22 protein-coding genes, 1 tRNA gene, 1 pseudogene and 1 riboswitch are annotated in these 20,967 nt (G+C 63.3%); of the genes and pseudogenes, 12 read left to right on the top strand and 12 right to left on the bottom strand.

What is annotated here, in order from left to right; translation table 11 throughout:
* Position 1 precedes the first annotated feature (1 nt).
* Both HJC04_RS09660 and HJC04_RS09655 read left to right on the top strand, forming a co-directional pair.
* Entirely contained in the window at positions 2–517 is a 516-nt protein-coding gene (locus tag HJC04_RS09660; protein WP_221145898.1) for a CAP domain-containing protein, read from the top strand.
* Positions 518–525: 8 nt separating this feature from the next.
* Positions 526–1,869 carry an MATE family efflux transporter gene (locus HJC04_RS09655; RefSeq protein WP_210629311.1) on the top strand — a complete coding sequence of 448 codons (1,344 nt, stop codon included), beginning with the start codon at positions 526–528 and terminating at the stop codon, positions 1,867–1,869.
* On the opposite strand, the gene HJC04_RS09650 is transcribed toward HJC04_RS09655, so the two are convergent.
* Positions 1,845–2,933 (bottom strand): quinone-dependent dihydroorotate dehydrogenase, encoded by a 1,089-nt coding sequence (locus HJC04_RS09650; RefSeq protein ID WP_221145897.1) that lies wholly within the window; start codon positions 2,931–2,933, stop codon positions 1,845–1,847. The genes HJC04_RS09655 and HJC04_RS09650 overlap by 25 nt on opposite strands.
* Entirely contained in the window at positions 2,930–3,283 is a 354-nt protein-coding gene (locus HJC04_RS09645; protein WP_221145896.1) for a DUF952 domain-containing protein, read from the bottom strand. Before HJC04_RS09645 ends, HJC04_RS09650 begins: the two co-directional genes overlap by 4 nt.
* 120 nt (positions 3,284–3,403) lie before the next feature.
* Between HJC04_RS09645 and HJC04_RS09640 the strand changes: the two genes are divergently transcribed.
* The 5 genes from HJC04_RS09640 (at position 3,404) to HJC04_RS09620 (ending at position 6,756) form a co-directional block, all read left to right on the top strand.
* Complete coding sequence (locus HJC04_RS09640; RefSeq protein WP_210629314.1) at positions 3,404–3,802, top strand: hypothetical protein; 399 nt, start codon at positions 3,404–3,406, stop codon at positions 3,800–3,802.
* A gap of 89 nt (positions 3,803–3,891) precedes the next feature.
* Positions 3,892–4,539 carry a response regulator transcription factor gene (locus tag HJC04_RS09635; RefSeq protein WP_221145894.1) on the top strand — a complete coding sequence of 216 codons (648 nt, stop codon included), beginning with the start codon at positions 3,892–3,894 and terminating at the stop codon, positions 4,537–4,539.
* A gap of 327 nt (positions 4,540–4,866) precedes the next feature.
* Positions 4,867–5,538: a helix-turn-helix transcriptional regulator gene (locus HJC04_RS09630; RefSeq protein ID WP_221145892.1), complete on the top strand. Its 672-nt coding sequence runs from the start codon at positions 4,867–4,869 to the stop codon at positions 5,536–5,538.
* Between the two features lie 11 nt (positions 5,539–5,549).
* Positions 5,550–6,254, top strand: coding sequence for a thermonuclease family protein (locus tag HJC04_RS09625; protein ID WP_221145891.1), 705 nt, complete (start codon positions 5,550–5,552; stop codon positions 6,252–6,254).
* An 88-nt stretch (positions 6,255–6,342) separates the two neighbouring features.
* Entirely contained in the window at positions 6,343–6,756 is a 414-nt protein-coding gene (locus HJC04_RS09620) for a tellurite resistance TerB family protein (RefSeq protein ID WP_210629318.1), read from the top strand.
* 9 nt (positions 6,757–6,765) lie between these two features.
* On the opposite strand, the gene HJC04_RS09615 is transcribed toward HJC04_RS09620, so the two are convergent.
* Positions 6,766–7,641, bottom strand: coding sequence for a transporter substrate-binding domain-containing protein (locus HJC04_RS09615; protein WP_210629319.1), 876 nt, complete (start codon positions 7,639–7,641; stop codon positions 6,766–6,768).
* 335 nt (positions 7,642–7,976) lie between these two features.
* Between HJC04_RS09615 and HJC04_RS09610 the strand changes: the two genes are divergently transcribed.
* Positions 7,977–9,995: a methyl-accepting chemotaxis protein gene (locus HJC04_RS09610; protein ID WP_221145889.1), complete on the top strand. Its 2,019-nt coding sequence runs from the start codon at positions 7,977–7,979 to the stop codon at positions 9,993–9,995.
* 209 nt (positions 9,996–10,204) lie between these two features.
* On the opposite strand, the pseudogene HJC04_RS32220 reads toward HJC04_RS09610, so the two are convergent.
* Positions 10,205–10,285 (bottom strand): annotated as a pseudogene (locus HJC04_RS32220) (VOC family protein); the annotation flags it as partial.
* Positions 10,286–10,345: 60 nt separating this feature from the next.
* Here HJC04_RS32220 and HJC04_RS09605 point away from each other — a divergent pair.
* Positions 10,346–10,624, top strand: a complete 279-nt coding sequence (locus HJC04_RS09605; RefSeq protein ID WP_210629321.1) for a hypothetical protein — start codon at positions 10,346–10,348, stop codon at positions 10,622–10,624.
* A 24-nt stretch (positions 10,625–10,648) separates the two neighbouring features.
* On the opposite strand, the gene HJC04_RS09600 is transcribed toward HJC04_RS09605, so the two are convergent.
* Positions 10,649–10,722, bottom strand: a tRNA-Gly gene (locus HJC04_RS09600).
* A 61-nt stretch (positions 10,723–10,783) separates the two neighbouring features.
* Positions 10,784–11,875 (bottom strand): 2'-deoxycytidine 5'-triphosphate deaminase, encoded by a 1,092-nt coding sequence (locus tag HJC04_RS09595; protein WP_020920313.1) that lies wholly within the window; start codon positions 11,873–11,875, stop codon positions 10,784–10,786.
* 77 nt (positions 11,876–11,952) lie between these two features.
* Positions 11,953–12,031, top strand: a riboswitch (SAM riboswitch).
* A 44-nt stretch (positions 12,032–12,075) separates the two neighbouring features.
* On the opposite strand from HJC04_RS09595, the gene HJC04_RS09590 reads away from it, so the two are divergent.
* A complete protein-coding gene (locus HJC04_RS09590; RefSeq protein ID WP_221145887.1) occupies positions 12,076–13,260 on the top strand; it encodes an O-succinylhomoserine sulfhydrylase in 1,185 nt (394 codons plus the stop codon).
* A 223-nt stretch (positions 13,261–13,483) separates the two neighbouring features.
* On the top strand, positions 13,484–13,876 hold the full coding sequence (apaG, locus tag HJC04_RS09585; protein ID WP_009988717.1) for a Co2+/Mg2+ efflux protein ApaG: 393 nt from the start codon (positions 13,484–13,486) through the stop codon (positions 13,874–13,876).
* Between the two features lie 183 nt (positions 13,877–14,059).
* Here the strand turns inward: apaG and HJC04_RS09580 are convergent, their stop codons facing one another.
* The 3 genes from HJC04_RS09580 to HJC04_RS09570 all read right to left on the bottom strand — a co-directional run bounded on the left by HJC04_RS09580 (position 14,060) and on the right by HJC04_RS09570 (position 17,297).
* Positions 14,060–15,052 (bottom strand): Hsp33 family molecular chaperone, encoded by a 993-nt coding sequence (locus HJC04_RS09580; RefSeq protein ID WP_221102936.1) that lies wholly within the window; start codon positions 15,050–15,052, stop codon positions 14,060–14,062.
* A gap of 93 nt (positions 15,053–15,145) precedes the next feature.
* Positions 15,146–16,060 (bottom strand): ornithine carbamoyltransferase, encoded by a 915-nt coding sequence (gene argF / locus HJC04_RS09575; protein ID WP_210629324.1) that lies wholly within the window; start codon positions 16,058–16,060, stop codon positions 15,146–15,148.
* Between the two features lie 37 nt (positions 16,061–16,097).
* Positions 16,098–17,297, bottom strand: coding sequence for an aspartate aminotransferase family protein (locus HJC04_RS09570; RefSeq protein WP_221145885.1), 1,200 nt, complete (start codon positions 17,295–17,297; stop codon positions 16,098–16,100).
* Between the two features lie 423 nt (positions 17,298–17,720).
* Between HJC04_RS09570 and HJC04_RS09565 the strand changes: the two genes are divergently transcribed.
* The gene (locus HJC04_RS09565; RefSeq protein WP_210629326.1) at positions 17,721–18,254 is read left to right on the top strand and encodes a GcrA family cell cycle regulator; all 534 of its coding nucleotides are present in this window, start codon (positions 17,721–17,723) and stop codon (positions 18,252–18,254) included.
* A 293-nt stretch (positions 18,255–18,547) separates the two neighbouring features.
* Here the strand turns inward: HJC04_RS09565 and phoB are convergent, their stop codons facing one another.
* From phoB to pstB, 3 genes are all read right to left on the bottom strand, one after another.
* Positions 18,548–19,231, bottom strand: a complete 684-nt coding sequence (gene phoB / locus HJC04_RS09560) for a phosphate regulon transcriptional regulator PhoB (protein WP_004672768.1) — start codon at positions 19,229–19,231, stop codon at positions 18,548–18,550.
* A 160-nt stretch (positions 19,232–19,391) separates the two neighbouring features.
* Positions 19,392–20,105, bottom strand: coding sequence for a phosphate signaling complex protein PhoU (gene phoU, locus HJC04_RS09555; protein ID WP_096764942.1), 714 nt, complete (start codon positions 20,103–20,105; stop codon positions 19,392–19,394).
* Between the two features lie 43 nt (positions 20,106–20,148).
* Positions 20,149–20,964, bottom strand: a complete 816-nt coding sequence (gene pstB / locus HJC04_RS09550; protein ID WP_085776826.1) for a phosphate ABC transporter ATP-binding protein PstB — start codon at positions 20,962–20,964, stop codon at positions 20,149–20,151.
* Between the last annotated feature and the right edge of the window lie 3 nt (positions 20,965–20,967).

Raw genomic sequence — 20,967 nt, 5'->3', positions numbered from 1 at the left:
CATGAAATCGATCGATCTTTCCAGGCGCAGCCTGCTCTGCCTTTCCGGACTTGCACTCGCCGCGGTCGCCGGCTGCACCACGACGCCGAAAATTGCCGACACGCCCTCGAACGGCGAGGATGAGACGGCGAGCGTATTGCCGCTGGTCAACCAGCTGAGAGCCAAGAACGGCCTGCCACCGCTTGAGGTCGATCCGGCGGCGCAGACGGCCGCCCTTTTTCAGGCCAAGCGCATGGCGAGCGCCGGCAAGATGGCGCATCTCATGGGCATGACCGACAGTTTCGGCGCCCGCGTCAAGGCGAGCGGCGTGCGGCTGCCGGCGGCCGAGAATATCGCGTCCGGCCAGCAGAGCGTCGAAGCCGTGGTGACGGCCTGGATCAATTCGCCGCATCACCTGGAAAACATGCTCGGTCGTTATGACGGCCTCGGCGTCGCCGTCGCCCATAATACGGCTTCCAGGAACCTCCCCTATTGGGCCATGGTGCTTTCCAGCCGAGGCGATTCTGCCTCGATATGAGGCAGGTCATGGATACGTGCAGCAACAACGCCCTCGCTTTCGACGTGACGCATCGGCTGGTGCTGTCGATCGCCGTTCCGATGACACTCGGCTTCATGACGACACCGCTGCTCGGGCTGACGAGCACTGCCGTCGTTGGCCATATGGGTAACGCGGAAGCGCTGGCGGGGCTGGCGATCGGCGCGATGCTCTTCGACCTGATCCTCGGCAGTTTCAACTTTCTGCGTGCCTCGACGACGGGGCTGACGGCACAGGCCTATGGCCGGCGCGACCGGCATGAGCAGCAGGCTGTCTTCTGGCGAGCGCTTATTTCAGCCCTCGGCTGCGGGCTGGCGCTGCTCCTTCTTTCGCCGCTGCTCGAGACGGCGGGATTGCGGTTGATGGGCGCGGAAGGAGCGATCGCCGAGACGACCGGCACCTATTTTTCGATCCGCATGCTGGCGGCGCCGGCCGCACTCGCGAATTACGCCATCCTCGGCTTCGTCCTCGGGCGCGGACAGGGCAGCGTCGGGCTGGTGCTGCAGGCACTGATCAACGGCATCAATATCCTGCTTTCCATCTATCTCGGCCTGTCGCTCGGCTGGGGCGTGGCCGGGGTCGCCTGGGCAACCATGGCCGGTGAGACGGCCGGCGCGCTCGCCGGGCTTTTTATCGTGCTCCGCGGCTTTGCCAAGGCGGAGCGGCCGGCCTGGGCAGAGATCTTTTCCCGGCATCGGCTGGCGGAGCTTTTCGCCCTCAACCGCGACATCTTGATCCGCACCTTCGTGCTGATCGGCGCCTTCACGATCATGACGCGGATCGGCACCGGCTTCGGGGCGGTGACGCTGGCCGCCAATGCCGTGCTGATGAATTTCTTCCTGCTGTCCGGCTATTATCTCGACGGGCTTGCCAACGCCGCCGAGCAGATCACCGGCCGGGCCGTCGGCGCGCGCTATCGGCCGGCCTTCGAGCGCGGGCTGAAGCTCACCACCTTCTGGTCGTTCGGATTGGCGGCCCTCGTTTCCGGCTTCTTCTTTCTCGCCGGCCCCTGGCTGATCTCGGTACTGACCACCTCGCCGGAGGTGCGGCAGGCGGCCGAAACCTATCTGCCCTGGGCTGCCATTACCGGACTGACGGGGGCGCTCGCCTTCCTGATGGACGGCGTCTTCATCGGTGCGACTTGGTCGGTCGACATGCGCAACCGGATGCTGATGTCCTTTGCCGGCTACCTCGTCATGCTCGCCGTCTTCGTGCCGCTCTTCGGCAATCACGGCCTGTGGCTTGGTATGAACGCCTTCCTGCTGTTCCGTGGCTTCTTCCTCGCCATGCTGGTCAGGCCGCGGGCCGATCAGACCTTCCGCGCCGCCCAGTAATCCAGCCTGCTGTCACGCAATGTGCGGATCGAGCCCACCTTTTCGCGGTCGAGCAGCGCCGAAAGACCGCGGACGATATCGCCGGGAAGGCCGGGGCCCTCATAGACCATGCAGGAATAGAGCTGAACAAGATCGGCGCCCGCCCTGATTTTCTCCAGCGCGGTTTCGGCCGAGGAGACGCCGCCGACGCCGATGATCGGCAGATCAGGGCCGACTCGCTTGCGCATTCGGGCAAGCACCGCCGTCGATTTTTCGAACAGCGGCGCGCCGGAAAGACCGCCCGCCTCCTTCGCCTGGCGCTGATCCTTGAGACCGTCGCGAGACAGCGTGGTGTTGGAGACGATCAGTCCGTCCAGCGGATGCGCGAGCGCTTCCGCCGCGATATCGTCCATGCCTTCCTCGGTCAGGTCAGGGGCGATCTTCAGGAAGACCGGGATCTTCCGGCCGGATTTCTGCGCCATTTCGTCGCGCGCCGCCAGCACGGCCGACAGCAGCGCCGCCAGGCTTTCGCGTGCCTGCAGGTCGCGCAGCCCGGGCGTATTCGGCGAGGAGATATTGGCGGTGAAATAACGCGCGACGGAATAGAAGCGGCGGATGCCGGCGACATAATCGGCGATGCGATCATCGCTATCCTTGTTGGCGCCGATATTGACGCCGATCATGCCGCCACCCGTCAGTGCCGAGAGGCGTTCGAAAGCGGCATCATGGCCTTCATTGTTGAAGCCGAGGCGGTTGATGACGGCTTCATCCACGACGAGGCGGAAGATGCGCGGACGCGGATTGCCGCCCTGCGGCTTCGGCGTCACCGTGCCGATCTCGGTAAAGCCGAAGCCAAGCTTCAAGAGCGCTTCGGGCACCTCGGCATTCTTGTCGTAACCGGCCGCCATGCCGAGCGGGTTTTCGAAGGTGAGGCCGGCGACGGTCTGGCGCAGGCGCGGATCGGGAGCGATCCGGCAGGCGGGCACGAGACCGGACTTCAGCGCGGCGATCGACATGCCGTGCGCCGTTTCCGGATCGAACAGGAAGAGACCCTTGCGGGCGAGGCGCTTGAAGGGATCGATCATGGCTGCAGCTCCGGGAAGATATGAACGCCGTTCTCATCGAGCGGCAGCGGCGCCTCCCAGAGCACGGCCGCCAGCGGCAGATCGGCGTAGAGATGCGGGAAGAGATCGCCGCCGCGGGAGGGTTCGAAGAGGAGCTTGTCACCGAAAGCGCGGCCATCGACGGCGACCAGCACCAGGCCGGGCTGGCCGGCAAAATGCAGGGACGCGGTCTGTTTCACCTGGTCCGCCGTGGAGAAATGGATGAAGCCGTCCTTGAGATCGACGCCGGCGCCATGAAAAACACCGCTTTGTCTGGCTTGCTGCCAGAGCGTTTCCGTCACGATCTTGTAAAGGGTCGGTGGCACGGTCATCATGGCCTCGCGATTGCTGATCCTTGGGTCATGAGCGCTTTGCCGGAAAGAGGCGGCGATGTCCACGCCCCGGCACTCAAAAAGCGGGGCCAGCCCAGGCAAAATCCGGAGGATGAGACGATGAAGATTTTGGTTCTCGCACTTGGCGCTGTTCTGCTGCCGCTCGCGGCCGCGGCGGCCGAGGCAGATGCGGGCCGGTTCCAGTTGGAGAAGAGCGGCGACCATTTCGTCCGGCTCGATCGCCAGACCGGCGCCATGTCGATCTGCCAGGACAAGGACGGCGCCCTGGTCTGCCGTATGGCGGCCGATGAGCGGGCGGCCTATGAGGATGAGCTCGACCGACTTTCAGAACGGGTGGCCAAGCTGGAACAAAGCGGCCTCATCCAGCGGGCTTTGCCGAGCGATGCGGAAATCGACCGCTCGATCAGCATCATGGAGCGGATGATGAAGAGTTTCATGGGGATGGTGAAGGAGTTCCAGGCTGACGAAAAAGCCAATCCCCTTCCGCAGAAGACATGATCTGATATAGTCATTTCAGAATGCCTGCATGCAACGCCGAGGGGACGGCGCGCATGCGGCATGATCGGACTCTTGGGAGGGAGTTTTCGATGCAGGAACAGACCATCATCATTGCGGACGATCATCCGCTGTTTCGCGATGCGCTGCGCCAGGCGGTGATCGGCATGGAGGGACGCCAGTCGATCGTCGAAGCCGGCGATTTCGCAGCCGCACGCACCGCCGCCGGCACCCATCCAGACGCCGACCTGATGCTGCTCGATCTCGCCATGCCCGGCGTCAGCGGCTTTTCCGGCCTAATGGCGCTGCGCGCCGAATTCGCCAGCCTGCCGATCATCATCGTTTCGGCGAGCGACGACGCCACGACGATCCGCCGGGCGCTGGAACTCGGCGCTTCCGGCTTCATTTCCAAATCCTCGGGCATCGAAGACATTCGCCGCGGCATCCAGACGGTGCTTGCCGGCGATATCGCCACACCGGAAAGCTATCGCGACGGCCAGGAGCAGGATCCTGACGTCGCCGACCTGATCCGCCGCCTGCACACGCTGACGCCGCAGCAGAGCCGGGTGCTGACCATGCTGGCCGAGGGCCTGTTGAACAAGCAGATCGCCTATGAACTCGGCGTCTCCGAAGCGACGATCAAGGCGCATGTATCGGCAATCCTGCTGAAACTCGATGTCGACAGCCGCACACAGGCGGTCATCCAGCTCGGCAAGATCAATATGGCGATGGTAGCCTGAGGGTCGACCGAAACCGTCGACAGCAGGATTTTATTCCTCCTTTACCTTTACGGGCGCCGGACGGTCGGTTACTATTCCGTCCGGCTACGCTTCGGCCCGAAAATCGGAATCGATTTTCGGGCCGAAGCGTAGATTTGAAGGGTCAGAGCGTCCTTTGTGCGTCCGAACGGACGCCCGGCGCGCGCTGGAGCGGTTCAGCTTTTCACGGAAAGGCAGAGCCGCTCTAGCTTTTTGGATTTACGCAATTCCGGACGGAAAACGCTTCGCACTTTTCCTGGAATTGCTCTAAAGCGCGGCCTCTAACAGGCCGCACGGAATCGGGCGCATATGCTGTCACACAAGCAGATCTGGGAGGCGATCGACAGGCTTGCCGAACGGCACGAGCTGACGCCATCCGGTCTTGCGCGCCGCGCCGGGCTCGACCCCACCTCGTTCAACAAGTCGAAACGGCTTTCGGCCGATGGGCGGCTGCGCTGGCCGTCGACGGAATCGATCGCCAAGGTGCTCGACGCGACAGGGGCGAGCATGGAGCAGTTTTTCGCCTTCATGCAACCGGCCGCCAGTTCCGCCGGAGAGCGGATCGGCGAGCGTGCCGCCCCCCCGCCGGGCAGCGCCATTCCTCTGCTCGGCTTCGCCCAGGCCGGCGCCGGCGGCTTCTTCGACGATAGCGGCTTTCCGGCCGGTCATGGCTGGGACGTGGTGGAGTTTCCGACGAACCCGTCGCAGCGATCCGGCGTCTATGCGCTTGAGGTGCAGGGTGAAAGCATGATGCCGCTTTATCGCGACGGCGATGTGCTGATCGTCGAGCCCGGGGCGCAGGTGCGCCGCAATGACCGCGTCGTCGTGCGCACATGCGCGGGCGAGGTGATGGCCAAGGTGCTGCTGCGCCGAAGCCCGCGGTCGATCGAGCTGATGTCGCTCAATCCCGAACATCCCAACCGCACGCTCGATCTCGCCGATGTCGATTGGATCGCCCGCATCATCTGGGCCAGTCAGTAGGAAGATATTCCATGCGCCCTGCCGCCGTCGTTACAGGTATCACGGGGATGGCGGTGGTGGTCGGCCTGCTGATGGCAGGCGAAGCGAGGCTTCGCGGCGGCACGGCAGGGGAAGAAACCGCAGCCGCAGAGGAAACGGCGGTCGCAGCGCCCGATGTTGCCCCCGAGACCGCCGGACCGGCGACGATATCCGACGAACGCGCCGAAATGATCGCCCGCTCGGCGGAGCCGGCGGCTCCGCCGCCTGCGGCTGATGGCGCGGCGCCCAAACCAGCCATCATCGCGCAGCAAGCGGCGCCAGTCGGCGGCGAAACGGCAGGTCCCGCCGGCAAAAAGGCGCTGGAGCTGCCGCGGCCGCTGGTCGAGAACGCGGGCAGTCTTTCCTTCGGGGAGCGACGGCTCCAGCTTGCCGGCATCGTCCCCACGCCGGCCGACAGGATATGCGGGCCGGCAGGCCGGCAATGGCCCTGCGGCATGCTGGCAAAGACGGCGCTGCGCCAGCTGTTGCGCAACCGCAGCATCACCTGCGATCTCGACACGGCCGAATGGAAGGGAACAGCGATCGCCGCCTGCCGGCTCGGCACGCAGGATCTCGGTGCATGGCTTGCCGAAACCGGCTGGGCGGAGGCAGAGGCGGGTTCGTCGCTTGCAGCCGTCGCCGAGAAGGCGAAGCAGGCGCAGAAAGGTATTTACGGCGGCGATCCGCGCCGCAAGTGACAAGCCGACCGCCGGGGCGAGATGCTGCCGATCTCTTGTAATGCCCGCCGCCAGTTCCTAATCTGGGCTGATCAACAAGGAATCAGAGATGAACAAGCCGCTTTCCGCCCATGATGCGCTGATCTACGTGATGGTGATGGCGTCGGCCGTCGACAGCACCATGAACGACAGGGAGATGGAAAGGATCGGCCAGTTGATCGGCTTCCTGCCGGTTTTCAAGGATTTCGATGACGACAAGCTCATTCCGATAGCACGCGACTGCGCCGCGCTGCTGGCCGGGCCCGAGGGCCTCGATGTCGTTCTCGAAACCGTACGAGACACCCTGCCGGCAAAACTCTACGACACGGCCTATGCGCTTGCCGTCGAAGTGGCCTCCGCCGATCTCTCGGTCAAGGCGGAGGAACTGCGGCTGCTCAGCCTGCTGCGGGACCGGCTCGGCCTCGACAAGCTCACCTGCGCGGCGATCGAGCGCAGCGCGATCGCCCGCTTCCGCAAGGGCTGAGCCCAAGTTTCAATAGAGCCCGTAAGGAAAATAGCGCAGATAGATTTCCTGAAGACGGCCGTTGCGCGACAGCGTCGCAAGCGCATGGTCGATGGCCGAAGTCAGCACACTGTCCTTCTGCCGCAGCATGATCGTCATGCCCTCGCCGAGGAATTGTTCGGAGAGGTAGGGGCCGTCGAACAGCGCGCAGCATTTGTCGGAGGCCGCCGAAGAGACCCAGAAGGAAAGCTGCAGCGCATCGGCGAAGGCGGCATCGACCTTTCGCTCCTTCAGCGCCGCAAGCAGGGCGTCCTTCGTGTCGAAAGCCTGCGCTTTCAGCGCCGGGAAAAAGGCTGCCAGCATCGCCTCGTGCACCGTGTCTTTGACGACGCCGACCGGATGGTTCGAGAGCGCGGCGGCGGTCTTTCCATCGAGCGGGGCGCCAAGATTGCGCACGAAGCGCGCCGGCAGCATCAGATATGGCCGGGAGAAGAGAAATTGCCGGCGCAGCTCCGGGGTGACCGCAAGGCCGGCAATGACGGCATCGCCCTGCGAGGCGGCGAGCGCATCCTTGAGATCGGCAAAAGGCATTGCCTGGATCTGGCACTTGTCGGAAATCTCCAACTCGCTGCAGATTTCGCGGGCGAGATCGACGTTGAAACCGGAAAGCTTGCCGTTCTGATCGGTGAAATTAAACGGCGGGAAATCGACCGACGTCAGAAAGCGCAGGCGGACCAGCGAGGAGAGATCCGGCCTGGCGAGACGCTCGCGGGCATCGAAGAGCAACGGCAGCGAGGGCGCAGCTTGCTGGGCGAATGCCTCAAAGCTCGAAAACAGCGCTGCCAGAAACAGGCCGATCGCCAGAAAAGCCCTGAGAGTCGGGGATGCCTGCTGGAATTCAATCATGGTGATCCAGTTTCGGGGTTGGGGTCGCCGAGATGTAACAGAGTCATGGCCGGCGGGGAATATCCATGGGAGTGAGGGGAGCGGATGAGGCTCTCTTGAGCGATAGCGCGCACCTCCTGCCCTCAAAATTAGGAGTGCGCCTGCGCCTGCGCGTTAGCGCGGAATTAAAGAATATCGCCTCTATTTGTCGCGACGATACGGACCCCGCCAGCCGATTGCATGATGCATGCGTCAGTTTCCTTTCCGGCGCCGCGACACTCAGGCAGCGCTCTTTACAAATTCAATTTTCAAACACCGGACGCGCGGCGCGCCCGGCCAGATCGGGTGACATTTCCATGTTGAAGCATCTGAAAATCCGCACCAAAATTATATCGGTCGTGGCGCTGCTCGGGCTTATCACGATGGCGGGGCTGGCCTATGTCATCTCCGAATTCCGCCAGGCCGACGCCGCCTATAGCGCCTTTATCGATCATGAGGCGCAGGCATCGATGCTGAGCGCGCGCGCCAGCGCATCGGTGGTGGCCTCGGTGCTGCAGGTCACCCTGCTGGCTGACATGAAACCCGATACGCCGGCTTTCCAGACGGCGCTTGCCACACCGAGCAAGCTGCCACAGGCCCGCGACCGGATGAAACAGGCCCTCGCACTGGTCCCGAGCCGTAAGGCAGCGATCGACGAGATCGAGGCCGGCATCGATGAAATCGAAGCTCTGGCGAACAAGATCATCGAACAGAGCAGGGCCGGGGACAGCACCGGTGCGCTCGCGAATGTCGCGCTGATCAATGCCAAGCTCGATGCGCTGACGCCGAAGATGATTGCCAACAACGATGCGATGATGGCATTGCTCAACGACGGCGGCGGCGCGCTTTCGGCGTCCGTCAACGGCCGGATCACCTTCTGTTTCGTCCTGATCGGCATCGCTGTTCTCACCGCGATCGGCTTCGCCGTCGCCGTGGCGCAAAAAGGCATTGCCGGCCCGATGACGAATCTCAGCCTGCGCATGACGCGGCTTGCCGAGGGCGACACCAACAGCGATATCAGCGGTCTCGATCGCCGCGACGAAGTCGGCCACATGGCAAAGGCGGTTTCGATCTTCCGCGACAACGCGATCGAGCGTCGTCAAATCCAGGCGCGCGCCGAGGCAGACCGCAGCGTCAGCGACGGCGAGCGCCGCGAACGCGAGGCCCAGAAAGCCCGCGAGGCAGCCGAACTCGAACGCGCCGTCGCAGCTCTTGGCGATGGCCTGCGCCGCCTTGCCGCCGGCGATCTCGCCTCTGATATCGGCGAGCCCTTCGTCGCCCATCTCGATGCGCTGCGCCAGGATTTCAACCACTCGATCGAGAAGCTCAACGAGACCATGCAGGCGGTCGGGGCCAATGCCCGGGCGATCGGCGCCGGCGCCAACGAGATTCGTTCCTCCGCCGACGAGCTTTCCCGGCGAACGGAACAGCAATCGGCCTCGGTCGAAGAAACCGCCGCGGCGCTGGAAGAGATCACCACGACGGTGCGCGACGCCGCCAAGCGCGCCGAGGAGGCGAGCCAGCTCGTCACCCGCACGCGCCTCGGCGCCGAAAGATCCGGCGAGATCGTCCGCAAGGCCGTCTCCGCCATGCATGAGATCGAAAAGTCCTCTGGCGAAATTTCCAACATCATCGGCGTCATCGACGACATCGCCTTCCAGACCAACCTCTTGGCGCTGAATGCAGGCGTCGAGGCGGCACGCGCCGGTGAGGCGGGCAAGGGTTTTGCCGTCGTCGCTCAGGAAGTGCGCGAGCTCGCCCAGCGCTCGGCCAATGCCGCCAAGGAGATCAAGTCGCTGATCACCAATTCCGGCATGCATGTGCAGACCGGCGTCACGCTGGTCGGCGAGACCGGCAAGGCGCTCGACGTGATCGTCACCGAAGTGCAGGAAATCAACCAGCACGTCCACGCGATCGCCGAAGCCTCGCGCGAGCAGTCGATCGGGCTGCAGGAGATCAATACCGCCGTCAATACCATGGATCAGGGCACGCAGCAGAATGCGGCAATGGTCGAGCAATCGACGGCCGCCAGCCACAGCCTCGCCAGCGAAGCATCGGCGCTCAACATGCTGCTCGGCCAGTTCCGTCTGACCGGCACCGGCGCCTTTGCCGCAGCAGCACCGATGACATCGTCCCGACCACCGACTGCAGCACCGCACTCCGCTGCACCGCGAGCCACGGTACGCACGGCAGCCAAGACATCGATCCGCATCGCTGGCGAAGGCACCGCCCGGCCGGCCGCCTCACCGGCGCGCGCGCTCGGCCAGACACTCGCCAACGCCTTCGGCGCAGGCAGCACGCCGAAGAGCCAGGATGGCGATTGGACGGAATTCTAAGCAGAAGCTCCGCGACCTCTAGCAAGACTGACGCCTGTGGAACTGACGCCTACCACTCATCCTATCCCTCTCCCGCTCGCGGGGAACGTGTCCTGCGATGAGCGGGGACGGAGAGGGTGCGGCACCTCCCCTTCTCCGCTCAGAACGCGGAGATGACCGGCAGGCGGGTAGACGCAAGCAGCGGCCATCCTTACTTTTTGCGGGGCCGTCTAGTCCGGCCGCCAGCCGGCCTCGACAAGAATGTTTCCAGGCGCCGTGCACTAAAACGACCAGCCGCCGCGCGTTTGCGCAATGAGTTGGAGCCAATCCAGAGTAAGATTGGAACGTTCGGAGCTTCGGAGGGGATAGACATGAAATCCGCGATCATCGGCCTCATCGGCACTCTCGCTCTTGGGGGGTGCAACACCACGACATACACCGGCCCGGGGCTGGAGCCCATCCCGGGCAGCATCACCTATACCGGCCAGCCGCGCACCAAGCTCACCAAATCCCCGCCCGGATCGAGCTTCCCGCATGATTTCATCGACCAGTATGGCCAGCAGGTGGAGGAGACCTACATCATCCAGCCTGACCGAAGCCTGATCATCGCGCACCGGCGATACAAGCCGATCCGGTTTTTCCGGGACTAAGTTTCACAGCGCCACTGAGGGAAGTGGAGCGGGTGAAGGGAATCGAACCCTCGTATTCAGCTTGGGAAGCTGCTGCTCTACCATTGAGCTACACCCGCGATGCGCTGAGATTTCCAACAGATGGGGGCCGCTGTCAAGTCGCCGCCCGTCAGGCCGGCGTCAGATGCGGAAATGTTTGGAAAGCTTGAGGCCCTGGGCCTGGTAGTTGGAGCCGAGGCCGGAGCCGTAGAGGCTGGCCGGTTTTTCCTGCATGTGCTCGTAGACCAGGCGGCCAACGATCTGGCCGTCTTCGAGGATGAAGGGCACTTCGTGGCTGCGCACTTCGAGTACGGCGCGGCTGCCGCGCCCGCCTGCCGGCGCATGGCCGAAGCCCGGATCGAAGAAGCCGGCATAGTGGACACGGAATTCGCCGACCAGCGGATCGAAGGGAGTCATTTCGGCGGCATAATCCGGCGGCACATGCACGGCCTCACGCGAGACAAGGATATAGAATTCGTCGGGATCAAGGATCAGCTCGTTGCGGCCGCGGCTATAGAGCGGCTCCCAGAAATCGAAGATGTCGTGCTGATCCTTCTCGTCGACATCGACGACGGCGGTGTGGTGTTTGCCGCGATAGCCGATCAGGCCGTCCTTGTCGCCGGTGAGATCGATCGACAGCGCGATGCCGCCGCCCGACACGTTCGGCTGCTTGCTGGCAACCAGCGTCTCGCTTTCATGCAGCTTCAAAAGTTCCGGCTCCCCGAGCACGGACTGGCCGACGCGGAAGCGGATCTGCGACAGACGCGAGCCGCGGCGCACGACGATCGGGAAGGTGCGCGGGCTGATTTCGAGATAGAGCGGGCCGGAATAACCTGCCGGGATCTTGTCGAATTCCTGGGCGTAGTCGGTGATGACGCGGGTGAATATATCGAGCCTGCCGGTCGAGCTCTTCGGATTGGCCGAGGCCGACATGTCGGCCGGCAGCGCCAGGCTTTCCATCAGCGGCACGATATAGACGCAGCCGGTTTCGAGCACCGCGCCCTGGGACAGGTCGATCACGTGCAGGCTCAGCCGATCGAGCTTGTCCGAGACCAGATGCGAGGGACCGGGCATGAAGGAGGCACGCACACGAAACGCCTTGCTTCCCAAGCGCAGGTCGAGACTTGCCGGCTGGATCTGATCGCGGTCGAGCTCCCGCTCGGAGTTCAGACGCCCCGTTTCGAACAGCGCCGCAATCGCGCGATCCGCCAGAATTCCAGTTTCGCGAGCCATCGTGCCCCATCCATCATTTTGCCGCCGACAAAACCAAACTCGGGGAATTGACGCAAGCCGCCAACAGCAGTATTGCAGAATTATCCCGTGGTGATTTGGCCGGTCGGCTTGCAGCCACGTTAAACAAGTGGCTAAAAAGACCGGGTTATGAAACCGGTCTGCTTTTGCGGCCGGTTTTTTTGTTATGTGAAGGTGATGGCATGAGCAAGACCTGGCGCCCGGCAACCCAACTCGTCCATGGCGGCACGCTGCGTTCGCAATATGGCGAAACGTCGGAAGCAATCTATCTCACCCAGGGTTTCGTCTATGACACGTCGGAAGCGGCCGAAGCCCGCTTCAAGGGCGAAACGGACGGCTTCATCTACGCCCGCTACGGCAGCCCGACGAACGACATGTTCGAAAAGCGCATGTGCGCATTGGAAGGCGCCGAAGATGCCCGCGCCACCGCCTCCGGCATGGCGGCCGTCACTGCCGCCGTCCTCTGCCAGGTCAAGGCAGGCGACCATATCGTCGCCGCCCGCGCCCTGTTCGGCTCCTGCCGCTGGGTCGTAGAAACGCTGGCGCCGAAATACGGCGTCGAGTGCACGCTGGTCGACGGCCGAGATCTCGCCAACTGGGAAAAGGCGATCCGCCCGAACACCAAGGTGTTCTTCCTGGAAAGCCCGACCAATCCGACGCTCGAAGTGGTCGATATTGCAGGCGTCGCCAGGCTCGCCAACCAGGTCGGCGCCAAGCTGATCGTCGACAACGTCTTTGCGACCCCGCTCTTCCAGAAGCCCTTGGAGCTCGGCGCCCATATCGTCGTCTATTCCGCCACCAAGCATATTGACGGCCAGGGCCGCTGTCTCGGCGGCGTGGTGCTCGCCGACAAGGCATGGATCGACGAGAACCTGCACGACTATTTCCGCCATACCGGCCCGGCCATGTCGCCGTTCAATGCCTGGACGCTGCTGAAGGGGATCGAGACGCTGCCGCTGCGCGTGCGCCAGCAGACCGAGAATGCGGCGAAGATCGCCGATTTCCTGGCCGAGCAAGGCAAGGTCGCCAAGGTGATCTATCCCGGCCGCAAGGATCATCCGCAGGCCGACATCATCGCCAAGCAGATGACCGGCGGCTCGACGCTCGTCTGCTTCGAGCTGAAGGGCGGCAAGGAGGCGGCCTTCGCATTGCAGAATGCGCTTGAGATCATCAAGATCTCCAACAATCTCGGCGACAGCAAAAGCCTGATCACACATCCGGCAACGACCACGCACAAGAACCTGACGGAAGAGGCGCGCGCCGAACTCGGCATTTCTCCGGGTACGGTGCGGCTTTCGGCCGGCATCGAGGACACGGACGACCTGATCGAGGATTTCGCGCAGGCGCTTTCCAAGGTATCGGCTTGATCGACTGGAATAGCGGCCGGACTTCAATGTGGAGCCGGCCGCCGATCCGCGGGAACAAGGTCAGCCGCGCCGGCGTTGCGAAGTAAAATTAAGGCTGACGATTAGGCTTAATGATCGAAAACCATATGATCATCACTATTTGACCGCTGATCAACGTTCCGTTTCTTGACGGACCGGGCCTCTTATAAGATACGGGTAACATATCTTGACTATGGTGCAAGGCATGTATCGCGCCCTCACAAGAGATATCGAAGTCGTGGTCGAACCGTTCTATCTGGAGGAGCAATCCGATCCGGAGGACGACCGCTATGTCTGGGGTTACCGGATTGTCATCAGCAACAATTCCGGCGTCGCCGTTCGCCTCATCAACCGCTACTGGAACATCACCGATCAGAACGGACAGGTGGACGAAGTGACCGGCCCCGGCGTCGTCGGCGAGCAGCCGCGGCTCAGCCCGGGCGACACCTACGAATATTCCTCCGGCTGCCCGCTCGACACGCCCTCAGGCCTGATGTTCGGCCACTATCAAATGGAAACGGATGAAGGCGAGCTGTTCGACGTCGACATCCCCGCCTTCTCGCTTGACTCGCCGGGGCTGCTGCGCGTGCTGAATTGAGGGCAAGTTCCTCCCGCTCAAGAGATTGCCGAGACCCGCCCCTCATTCGCCTGCCGGCACCTTCTCCCCGTAAACGGGGCGAAGGGACCATGCCGCGATCGATCTGTCCCCGCCGACCTCTCGCAGGGCACGTCCCCTCGCCCCATTTACGGGGAGAGGGGCAGCTCTCAATGCTAACTGAGCCTATTCCGCCGGCTGAAGCTCGGCTGCTTGGAAGCGGTAGGTGGTCGAGCAGAATTCGCAGGTGACGGATATCTCGCCGTTTTCCTGGCTGGCCTCGATCTCCTCGGCGGTGAAACCCTTCAGCACGTTGCCGATCTTTTCCCGCGAACAGCTGCAGCGGTCGAAGACGGCGCGGGGCTCGAAGACGCGCACGCCGCGCTCGTGGAACAGGCGGAACAAGAGGCGTTCGGTGCCGACCTGCGGATCGGTCAACTCGTCGGCATCGATGGTCTCGACCAGCGAGCGGGCTTCGGTCCAGGCGTCATCCTCGCCATGCGGACGGTCGCCGTTATCGCCGTCGCCGCCGTGGAGATCGGGCTGGCGCATGCGCTCCGGCGCCTCCGGCAGGAACTGGGCAACGAGGCCGCCTGCCCGCCAGCGGTGGCGCGGCTTGCCGGCATCGTCACGGTCGAAGAGTTCGGCCGCAGCCAGGCGCACCCGCGTCGGGATCTGCTCCGACTGGCGGAAATAGACGCCGGCGATCTCCTCGAGCGAGGTGCCGTCGAGCGCGACAATACCCTGATAGGGCTGGGCGAACTTGCCCTGATCGATGGTGAAGGCGAGCACGCCCTTGCCGAGCAGTTGCTCCGGCTCGGTCTCGCCTGAGGCAATCGCCTGGTCGAGCAGCGCCCGATCGAAACGGGCGTAGGCGCGCACGTTCTCCGGCGTCGAGAAATCGGCGACGAGCAGATCGACCGGGCCGTCGCCCTTGGTCTGCACGGTGAACTTGCCGTCGAACTTCAGCGAGGTGCCGAGCAGCACCGTCAGCACGACGACTTCGGCAAGCAGCCGGGCAACGGGCGCGGGATAATGATGGCGCTCGAGGATGGCATCGAGCATGGGGCCGAGCTGGACGGCGCGGCCGCGCACATCCAGACCCTCCACCTGAAAGGGGACGACATGATCATCGCCGGCGAAATCGAACTGGCCGAGGGCGGCTGCAGCTTCTGCCATGGCTTTACTCCTAGTTTCGGGAGCGGCGGCCAAAGTGTCCGGCGCTCGCGCAGTCGGGCCGCAAGCTTATGACTCGCAACATCCGATTATGGTTCAGATCGCGCCCAGGCACCAAGCAAGAATCGATTTCTGCGCATGAAGACGGTTTTCCGCTTCATCGAAGACCACGGATTGCGGGCCGTCGATCACCTCGTCCGTCACTTCCTCACCGCGATGCGCGGGCAGGCAATGCATGAACAATGCATCGCTGCCGGCCTTGGCCATCAAGGCCGCATTGACCTGATAAGGCTGGAAGACGTTGTGACCCCGGGCCCGATGTTCCTGATTCATGGAGACCCAGGTATCGGTCACCACGCAATCGACGCCTTCGACCGCACGGTCGGCATCATGGCAGAGCATGATTTCGGCGCCCTCATTGCGGGCCCAGTTCAGATAGTGATCCTTGGGCTCCGAACCAAGGGGGACGGCCATGTTCATGCGGTAGCCGAAGCGCGCCGCCCCTTCGACCAGCGAATGCAGCACATTGTTGCCGTCGCCGGTCCAGGCGATGGTCTTGCCCTTGATCGGGCCGCGATGCTCCTCGAAGGTCATGATATCGGCCATGATCTGGCAGGGATGGGTATCGTCCGTCAGCGCGTTGATGACAGGCACGGTCGCATGTTCGGCAAGCTCCAGCAGGCGCGAGTGCTCGGTGGTGCGGATCATGATCGCATCGACATAACGCGACAGCACCTTGGCGGTGTCGCCGATCGTCTCGGCGCGGCCGAGCTGCATTTCGGTGCCAGAGAGGAACAGCGTTTCCCCGCCGAGCTGGCGCATGCCCACGTCGAAAGAGACGCGGGTGCGCGTCGACGGCTTCTCGAAGATCATCGCCAGCATCTTGCCGGCGAGCGGCTTGTCGCCCTTGCCGGCCTTGAAGGCCTGCTTGCGGGCGAGCGCGTCGTTCATGATGGTTCTGAGGTCGGCCGATGTGACGGCCGAAAGATCGAGGAAATGTTTAGGAGCCATGTTCTTACCTGTCGTGCGCCCGAAGGCGGCGATCCCTTCAAGCCGTCTTCTTGATCTTGGCGGCGCGGATGCTCTCGGCGGCGCGCTCGAGGCGCACAAGCCCTTCGCGGGCTTCCTCGGCAGTGACCACCAGCGGCGGAAGAAGGCGGATGACGTTGTCGCCGGCCGGCACGCCGAGCAGATGCGCGGCGCGGATCGCCTGCAGCAATTCGGCCGAGGGAACCGCAGCCTTGACACCGAGAAGAAGCCCTTCGCCTCGGATATCCTCGATCACATCGGGATAACGATCCTTGAGCGAGGCCAGTCCCTGGCGGAAGACGAGCGCGACGTCGCGCACATGCTCAAGGAAGCCATCGGCGAGGATGACGTCGAGCACGGCGCTGCCGACCGCCATGGCCAGCGGATTGCCGCCATAGGTCGAACCATGCGTGCCGGCCTTCATGCCGGAAGCGGCCTCGGCGGTTGCAAGGCAGGCGCCGAGCGGGAAGCCGCCGCCGATGCCCTTGGCGACGGCCATGATATCAGGCGTGATGCCGGACCATTCATGGGCAAACAGCTTGCCGGTACGGCCGACGCCCGTCTGCACCTCGTCGAGGATCAGCAGCAGGCCATTTTCGTCGCAGATCCGGCGCAGCGCCTTCATGAATTCGCTGGTGGCGGGACGCACGCCGCCCTCGCCCTGCACCGGCTCGATCAGGATTGCGGCCGTCGCATCGGTAATGGCGGCACGCACGGCATCGATGTCGCCGAACGGCACCTGATCGAAACCCGGCGCCTTGGGGCCGAAACCTTCGAGATATTTCTCCTGGCCGCCGGCGGCGATCGTCGCCAGCGTGCGGCCGTGGAAAGCGCCTTCGAAGGTGATGATATGGAACCTCTCGGGATGGCCCTTGGAAAACTGATAGCGGCGCGCCGTCTTGATGGCGCATTCGAGCGCCTCGGCGCCCGAATTGGTGAAGAACACCTTGTCGGCGAAGGTGGCGTCGGTCAGGCGTTTGGCCAGGCGCTCCTGGCCGGGAATTTCATAGATATTGGAGAGGTGCCAGACCTTGTCGGCCTGCTCCTTCAGCGCCGCGACCACATGCGGGTTGCCGTGGCCGACGGAGGTGACGGCGACCCCGGCGCCGAAATCGAGATAACGCTCGCCGCTCTCGGCGATCAGCCATACGCCCTCGCCTCGCTCGAACCGCAGCGGGGCACGAGAATAGGTGTCGTAAAGCGGCGCGGCTTCAGCCATCGCGGGTCTCCCGTTCAATGTTGTCATGCGCGGATTCCGGCTAACAAAACCAGGTCCGAAAAATCAAAAATGCCGCCTTTCGGCGGCGAGCGGTACTATTTCCTTTTCGCGCTGCAATGTCAACAAAACTGCGGCCTTAGCGTATGCCGCAAGCTTGTACAGGGGCACTTTCGGCCTTCAACAGGCATTATTGCAGAAATGACACGCAGAGGCAGCAAGTTGGGGAAAAACTTGAAATTCGATTCATCCGGATTCCCGCGACTCTTGTCACGGAGTCAGCCTCACACTAGGTTAAAGTTCAATTACTAGACTGCATGCGGCGGAACTAGTCACCAAAATTGATCAAGCGTTTCTTGTTTCGGAGGCTTCCGGGACAACGGTGAGGGATTCTGCCATCACCAACGCAAAAGGTGGAGACAGGGCATGAACTGGACAGACGAGCGGGTCGAGAAACTCAAGAAGCTTTGGGCCGAAGGACTGAGCGCCAGCCAGATTGCTGCGCAGCTTGGCGGGGTCAGCCGAAACGCCGTTATCGGCAAGGTGCACAGGCTCAGCCTTCCCGGCCGCGCCAAGGCCGGCGGCACGGCCACCGCGGCGCGCACGCCGAAGCGCCAGACATCCGCGCCGCGCGCGCCGAACTACGCCTCCCGGATCGCCACCCGCACCGTGACCCGCCAGCAGGGCGCAACCCTGCTGAAGGAAGAGATCGAGATCGATACAGTCGAGGAAATGGAATATGTGCCGAAGGGCAACGTGGTGGTGCCGATTTCCCGCCGCCTCGGCCTGACGGAGCTCACCGAACGCACCTGCAAGTGGCCGGTCGGCGATCCGCTCAAGGAAGATTTCCATTTCTGCGGCTGCGAATCCCCGGACAATTCGCCCTATTGCAGCTATCATCAGAAGCTTGCCTATCAGCCGATCAACGAACGCCGCCGGGCGGCGGCGCGGGTCAGCTGAGCGGACCGGTATAGCCAGACATAAAAAACGGGCCGCCGTTTCTTATTCGAGTGGGAAGTGACCTTTGCGTTTAGCAACCCCCACACTCCGTCATGCCAGGGCTTGACGGAGGAGAGGTGGCGCCGGGACAAGTCGGCTTTGCAGGCGCGATGGAAAGGTGGTGCCGAGACGCATAAGCCTCGCCGGCGCAACGACGCTGGCTCCGCAGCGGCGACGATGGACGACAAGGCGGGCCTCACAAGCCGTACTGCCGTGCGTTTGGCGGGAACGCCAACCCCACACTCCCTCAGCCTTCAGGCCTCCATCGAATAACCGGCGCCGCGGACGGTGCGGATGACGTCCTGCATATTGGAGAAATTCAGCGCCTTGCGCAGGCGGCCGACATGGACGTCGACGGTGCGTTCGTCGACATAGATGTCGTGGCCCCAGACGCCGTCCAGCAGCTGCGAACGGGAAAAGACCCGGCCCGGCGACGACATCAGGAATTCCAGCAGCCGGAATTCGGTCGGGCCGAGGCGGACTTCGCGGCTCTTGCGGTGGACACGATGGGTTTCGCGGTCGAGCTCGATATCGCCGCATTTCAGCACCGAGGACAGCACCTCGGGACGGGCCCGACGCAGCATCGCCTTGACGCGGGCGACGAGCTCGGGGGTCGAGAAGGGCTTGACGACGTAATCGTCGGCGCCGGTGGACAGTCCGCGCACACGCTCGCTCTCCTCGCCGCGCGCCGTCAGCATGATGATCGGCAGCCGCTCGGTTTCCGGCCGCATGCGCAGGCGCCGGCAGAGTTCGATGCCGGAGACGCCGGGCAGCATCCAGTCGAGGATGAGAAGGTCGGGCGTGCGCTCCTGAAGCCTGATCTCGGCCTCGTCGCCGCGCAGGATGGTATCGACCTCAAAGCCTTCCGCCTCAAGATTATAGCGAAGAAGCACGCTCAGCGCTTCCTCGTCTTCAACAACTGCGACTCTCGGGATCATGCGTGTCCGTCTCCTCGCGCACAAGCCTTAAACCGGGACGATTTAAGCAGGCGTCCTGCGCAAATTCAGAAATTGGCTGCGACCTCTTTGCGCGCCCCGAACGGGCGCGCACGCAAGTGACTGGTCCGGGCGGCTGGCCCGGGCGGCTCGTTCGGAACAATTATTCCGTCGCGGCGCCGACGGTGTTGGCACTGTCATCCTTCGGACGATCGCCTTCCGGCTGGGCGCCCGTCGCCATGTAGTAAATCGTCTCGGCGATGTTGGTGGCATGGTCGCCGATGCGCTCGATGTTCTTGGCGCAAAAGAGCAGATGCGTGCAGCTCGTGATGTTGCGCGGATCTTCCATCATGTAGGTCAAGAGCTCGCGGAACAGCGAGGTGTACATCGCGTCGATCTCGTTGTCGCGTTCGCGGATGGCGGTCGCCTTGTCGGCGGCGCGTGTCGTATAGACGTCGAGCACTTCCTTGAGCTGGACGAGCGCCAGCTCGGAGAGGTGCTCGAGGCCGCGGGCGAGCTTGCGCGGCACGCCTGTGCTCTGCACGGCGATGACGCGCTTGGCGGTGTTCTTGCCGAGGTCGCCGACGCGTTCGAGATCGGCGGCGATGCGGATCGAACCCATGATCTCGCGCAGGTCCGAGGCCATCGGCTGACGGCGGGCGATGGTGACGATCGCCTTGTCGCCAATCTCGCGTTCGGTGTGATCGAGGATCACATCGTCGGAAATGACCTTTTGCGCCAGCGCCGTATCGCCGTTGACCAGCGCCCGGACGGATTCCGCGACCATCTGTTCGGCCAGGCCGCCCATTTCGGAAATCCGCCTGGAGAGGAACTTCAGATCATCATCATAGGCGGAATAAATATGTGTCGATGCCATGGGGCTTTGTCCTCGAATAACGGAAAGCTTCGTGTCGCCGGGATCAGCCGAAGCGACCCATGATGTAATCCTGGGTGCGTGGATCGTCGGGGTTGGTGAACATCTTGTCGGTGTCGTTCTCCTCGACGAGGTTGCCGAGGTGGAACATGGCGGTGCGCTGCGAAACACGCGCGGCCTGCTGCATGGAGTGGGTGACGATGACGATCGTGTAGTTCTCGCGCAACTCGTGGATCAGCTCCTCGACCTTGGCGGTGGCAATCGGATCAAGGGCCGAGCAGGGTTCGTCCATCAGGATGACCTCCGGGCTGACGGCGACGGCGCGGGCAATGCACAGGCGCTGCTGCTGACCGCCGGAGAGGCCGGTGCCGGATTCGTGCACGCGGTCCTTGACCTCGTTCCACAGGCCGGCGCGCTGCAGGCTGCTCTCGACGATCTGGTCGAGATCGGCCTTCGACTTGGCGAGACCGTGGATGCGCGGGCCGTAGGAGACGTTTTCGTAGATCGACTTCGGGAACGGGTTCGGCTTCTGGAAAACCATGCCGACGCGGGCGCGAAGTTCGACCACGTCGATATCCGGATCATAGATGTCGTCGCTGTCGAGCGTGATCTTGCCGGTGACGCGGCAGCCTTCGATCGTGTCGTTCATGCGGTTGAGGCTTCGCAGGAAGGTCGACTTGCCGCAGCCCGAGGGGCCGATCAGGGCGGTTACGGTGTTTTCGCGGATGTTCAGGTTCACGTCGAAAAGCGCGCGCTTCTCGCCGTAATATACGGAGACATCCTGTCCAATCATTTTATACGGGACGTTGCTCATCTTCTGATCCAGCGCCTTTTCAACTGCAGCTTCCGTCAGCATGTTCATGAT

The organism is Rhizobium sp. NLR8a (assembly GCF_019685235.1).
GTDB lineage: Bacteria > Pseudomonadota > Alphaproteobacteria > Rhizobiales > Rhizobiaceae > Rhizobium.
The sequence above is the reverse complement of the archived record's forward strand: the minus strand, read 5'-3'. Positions and strand labels throughout refer to the sequence as shown.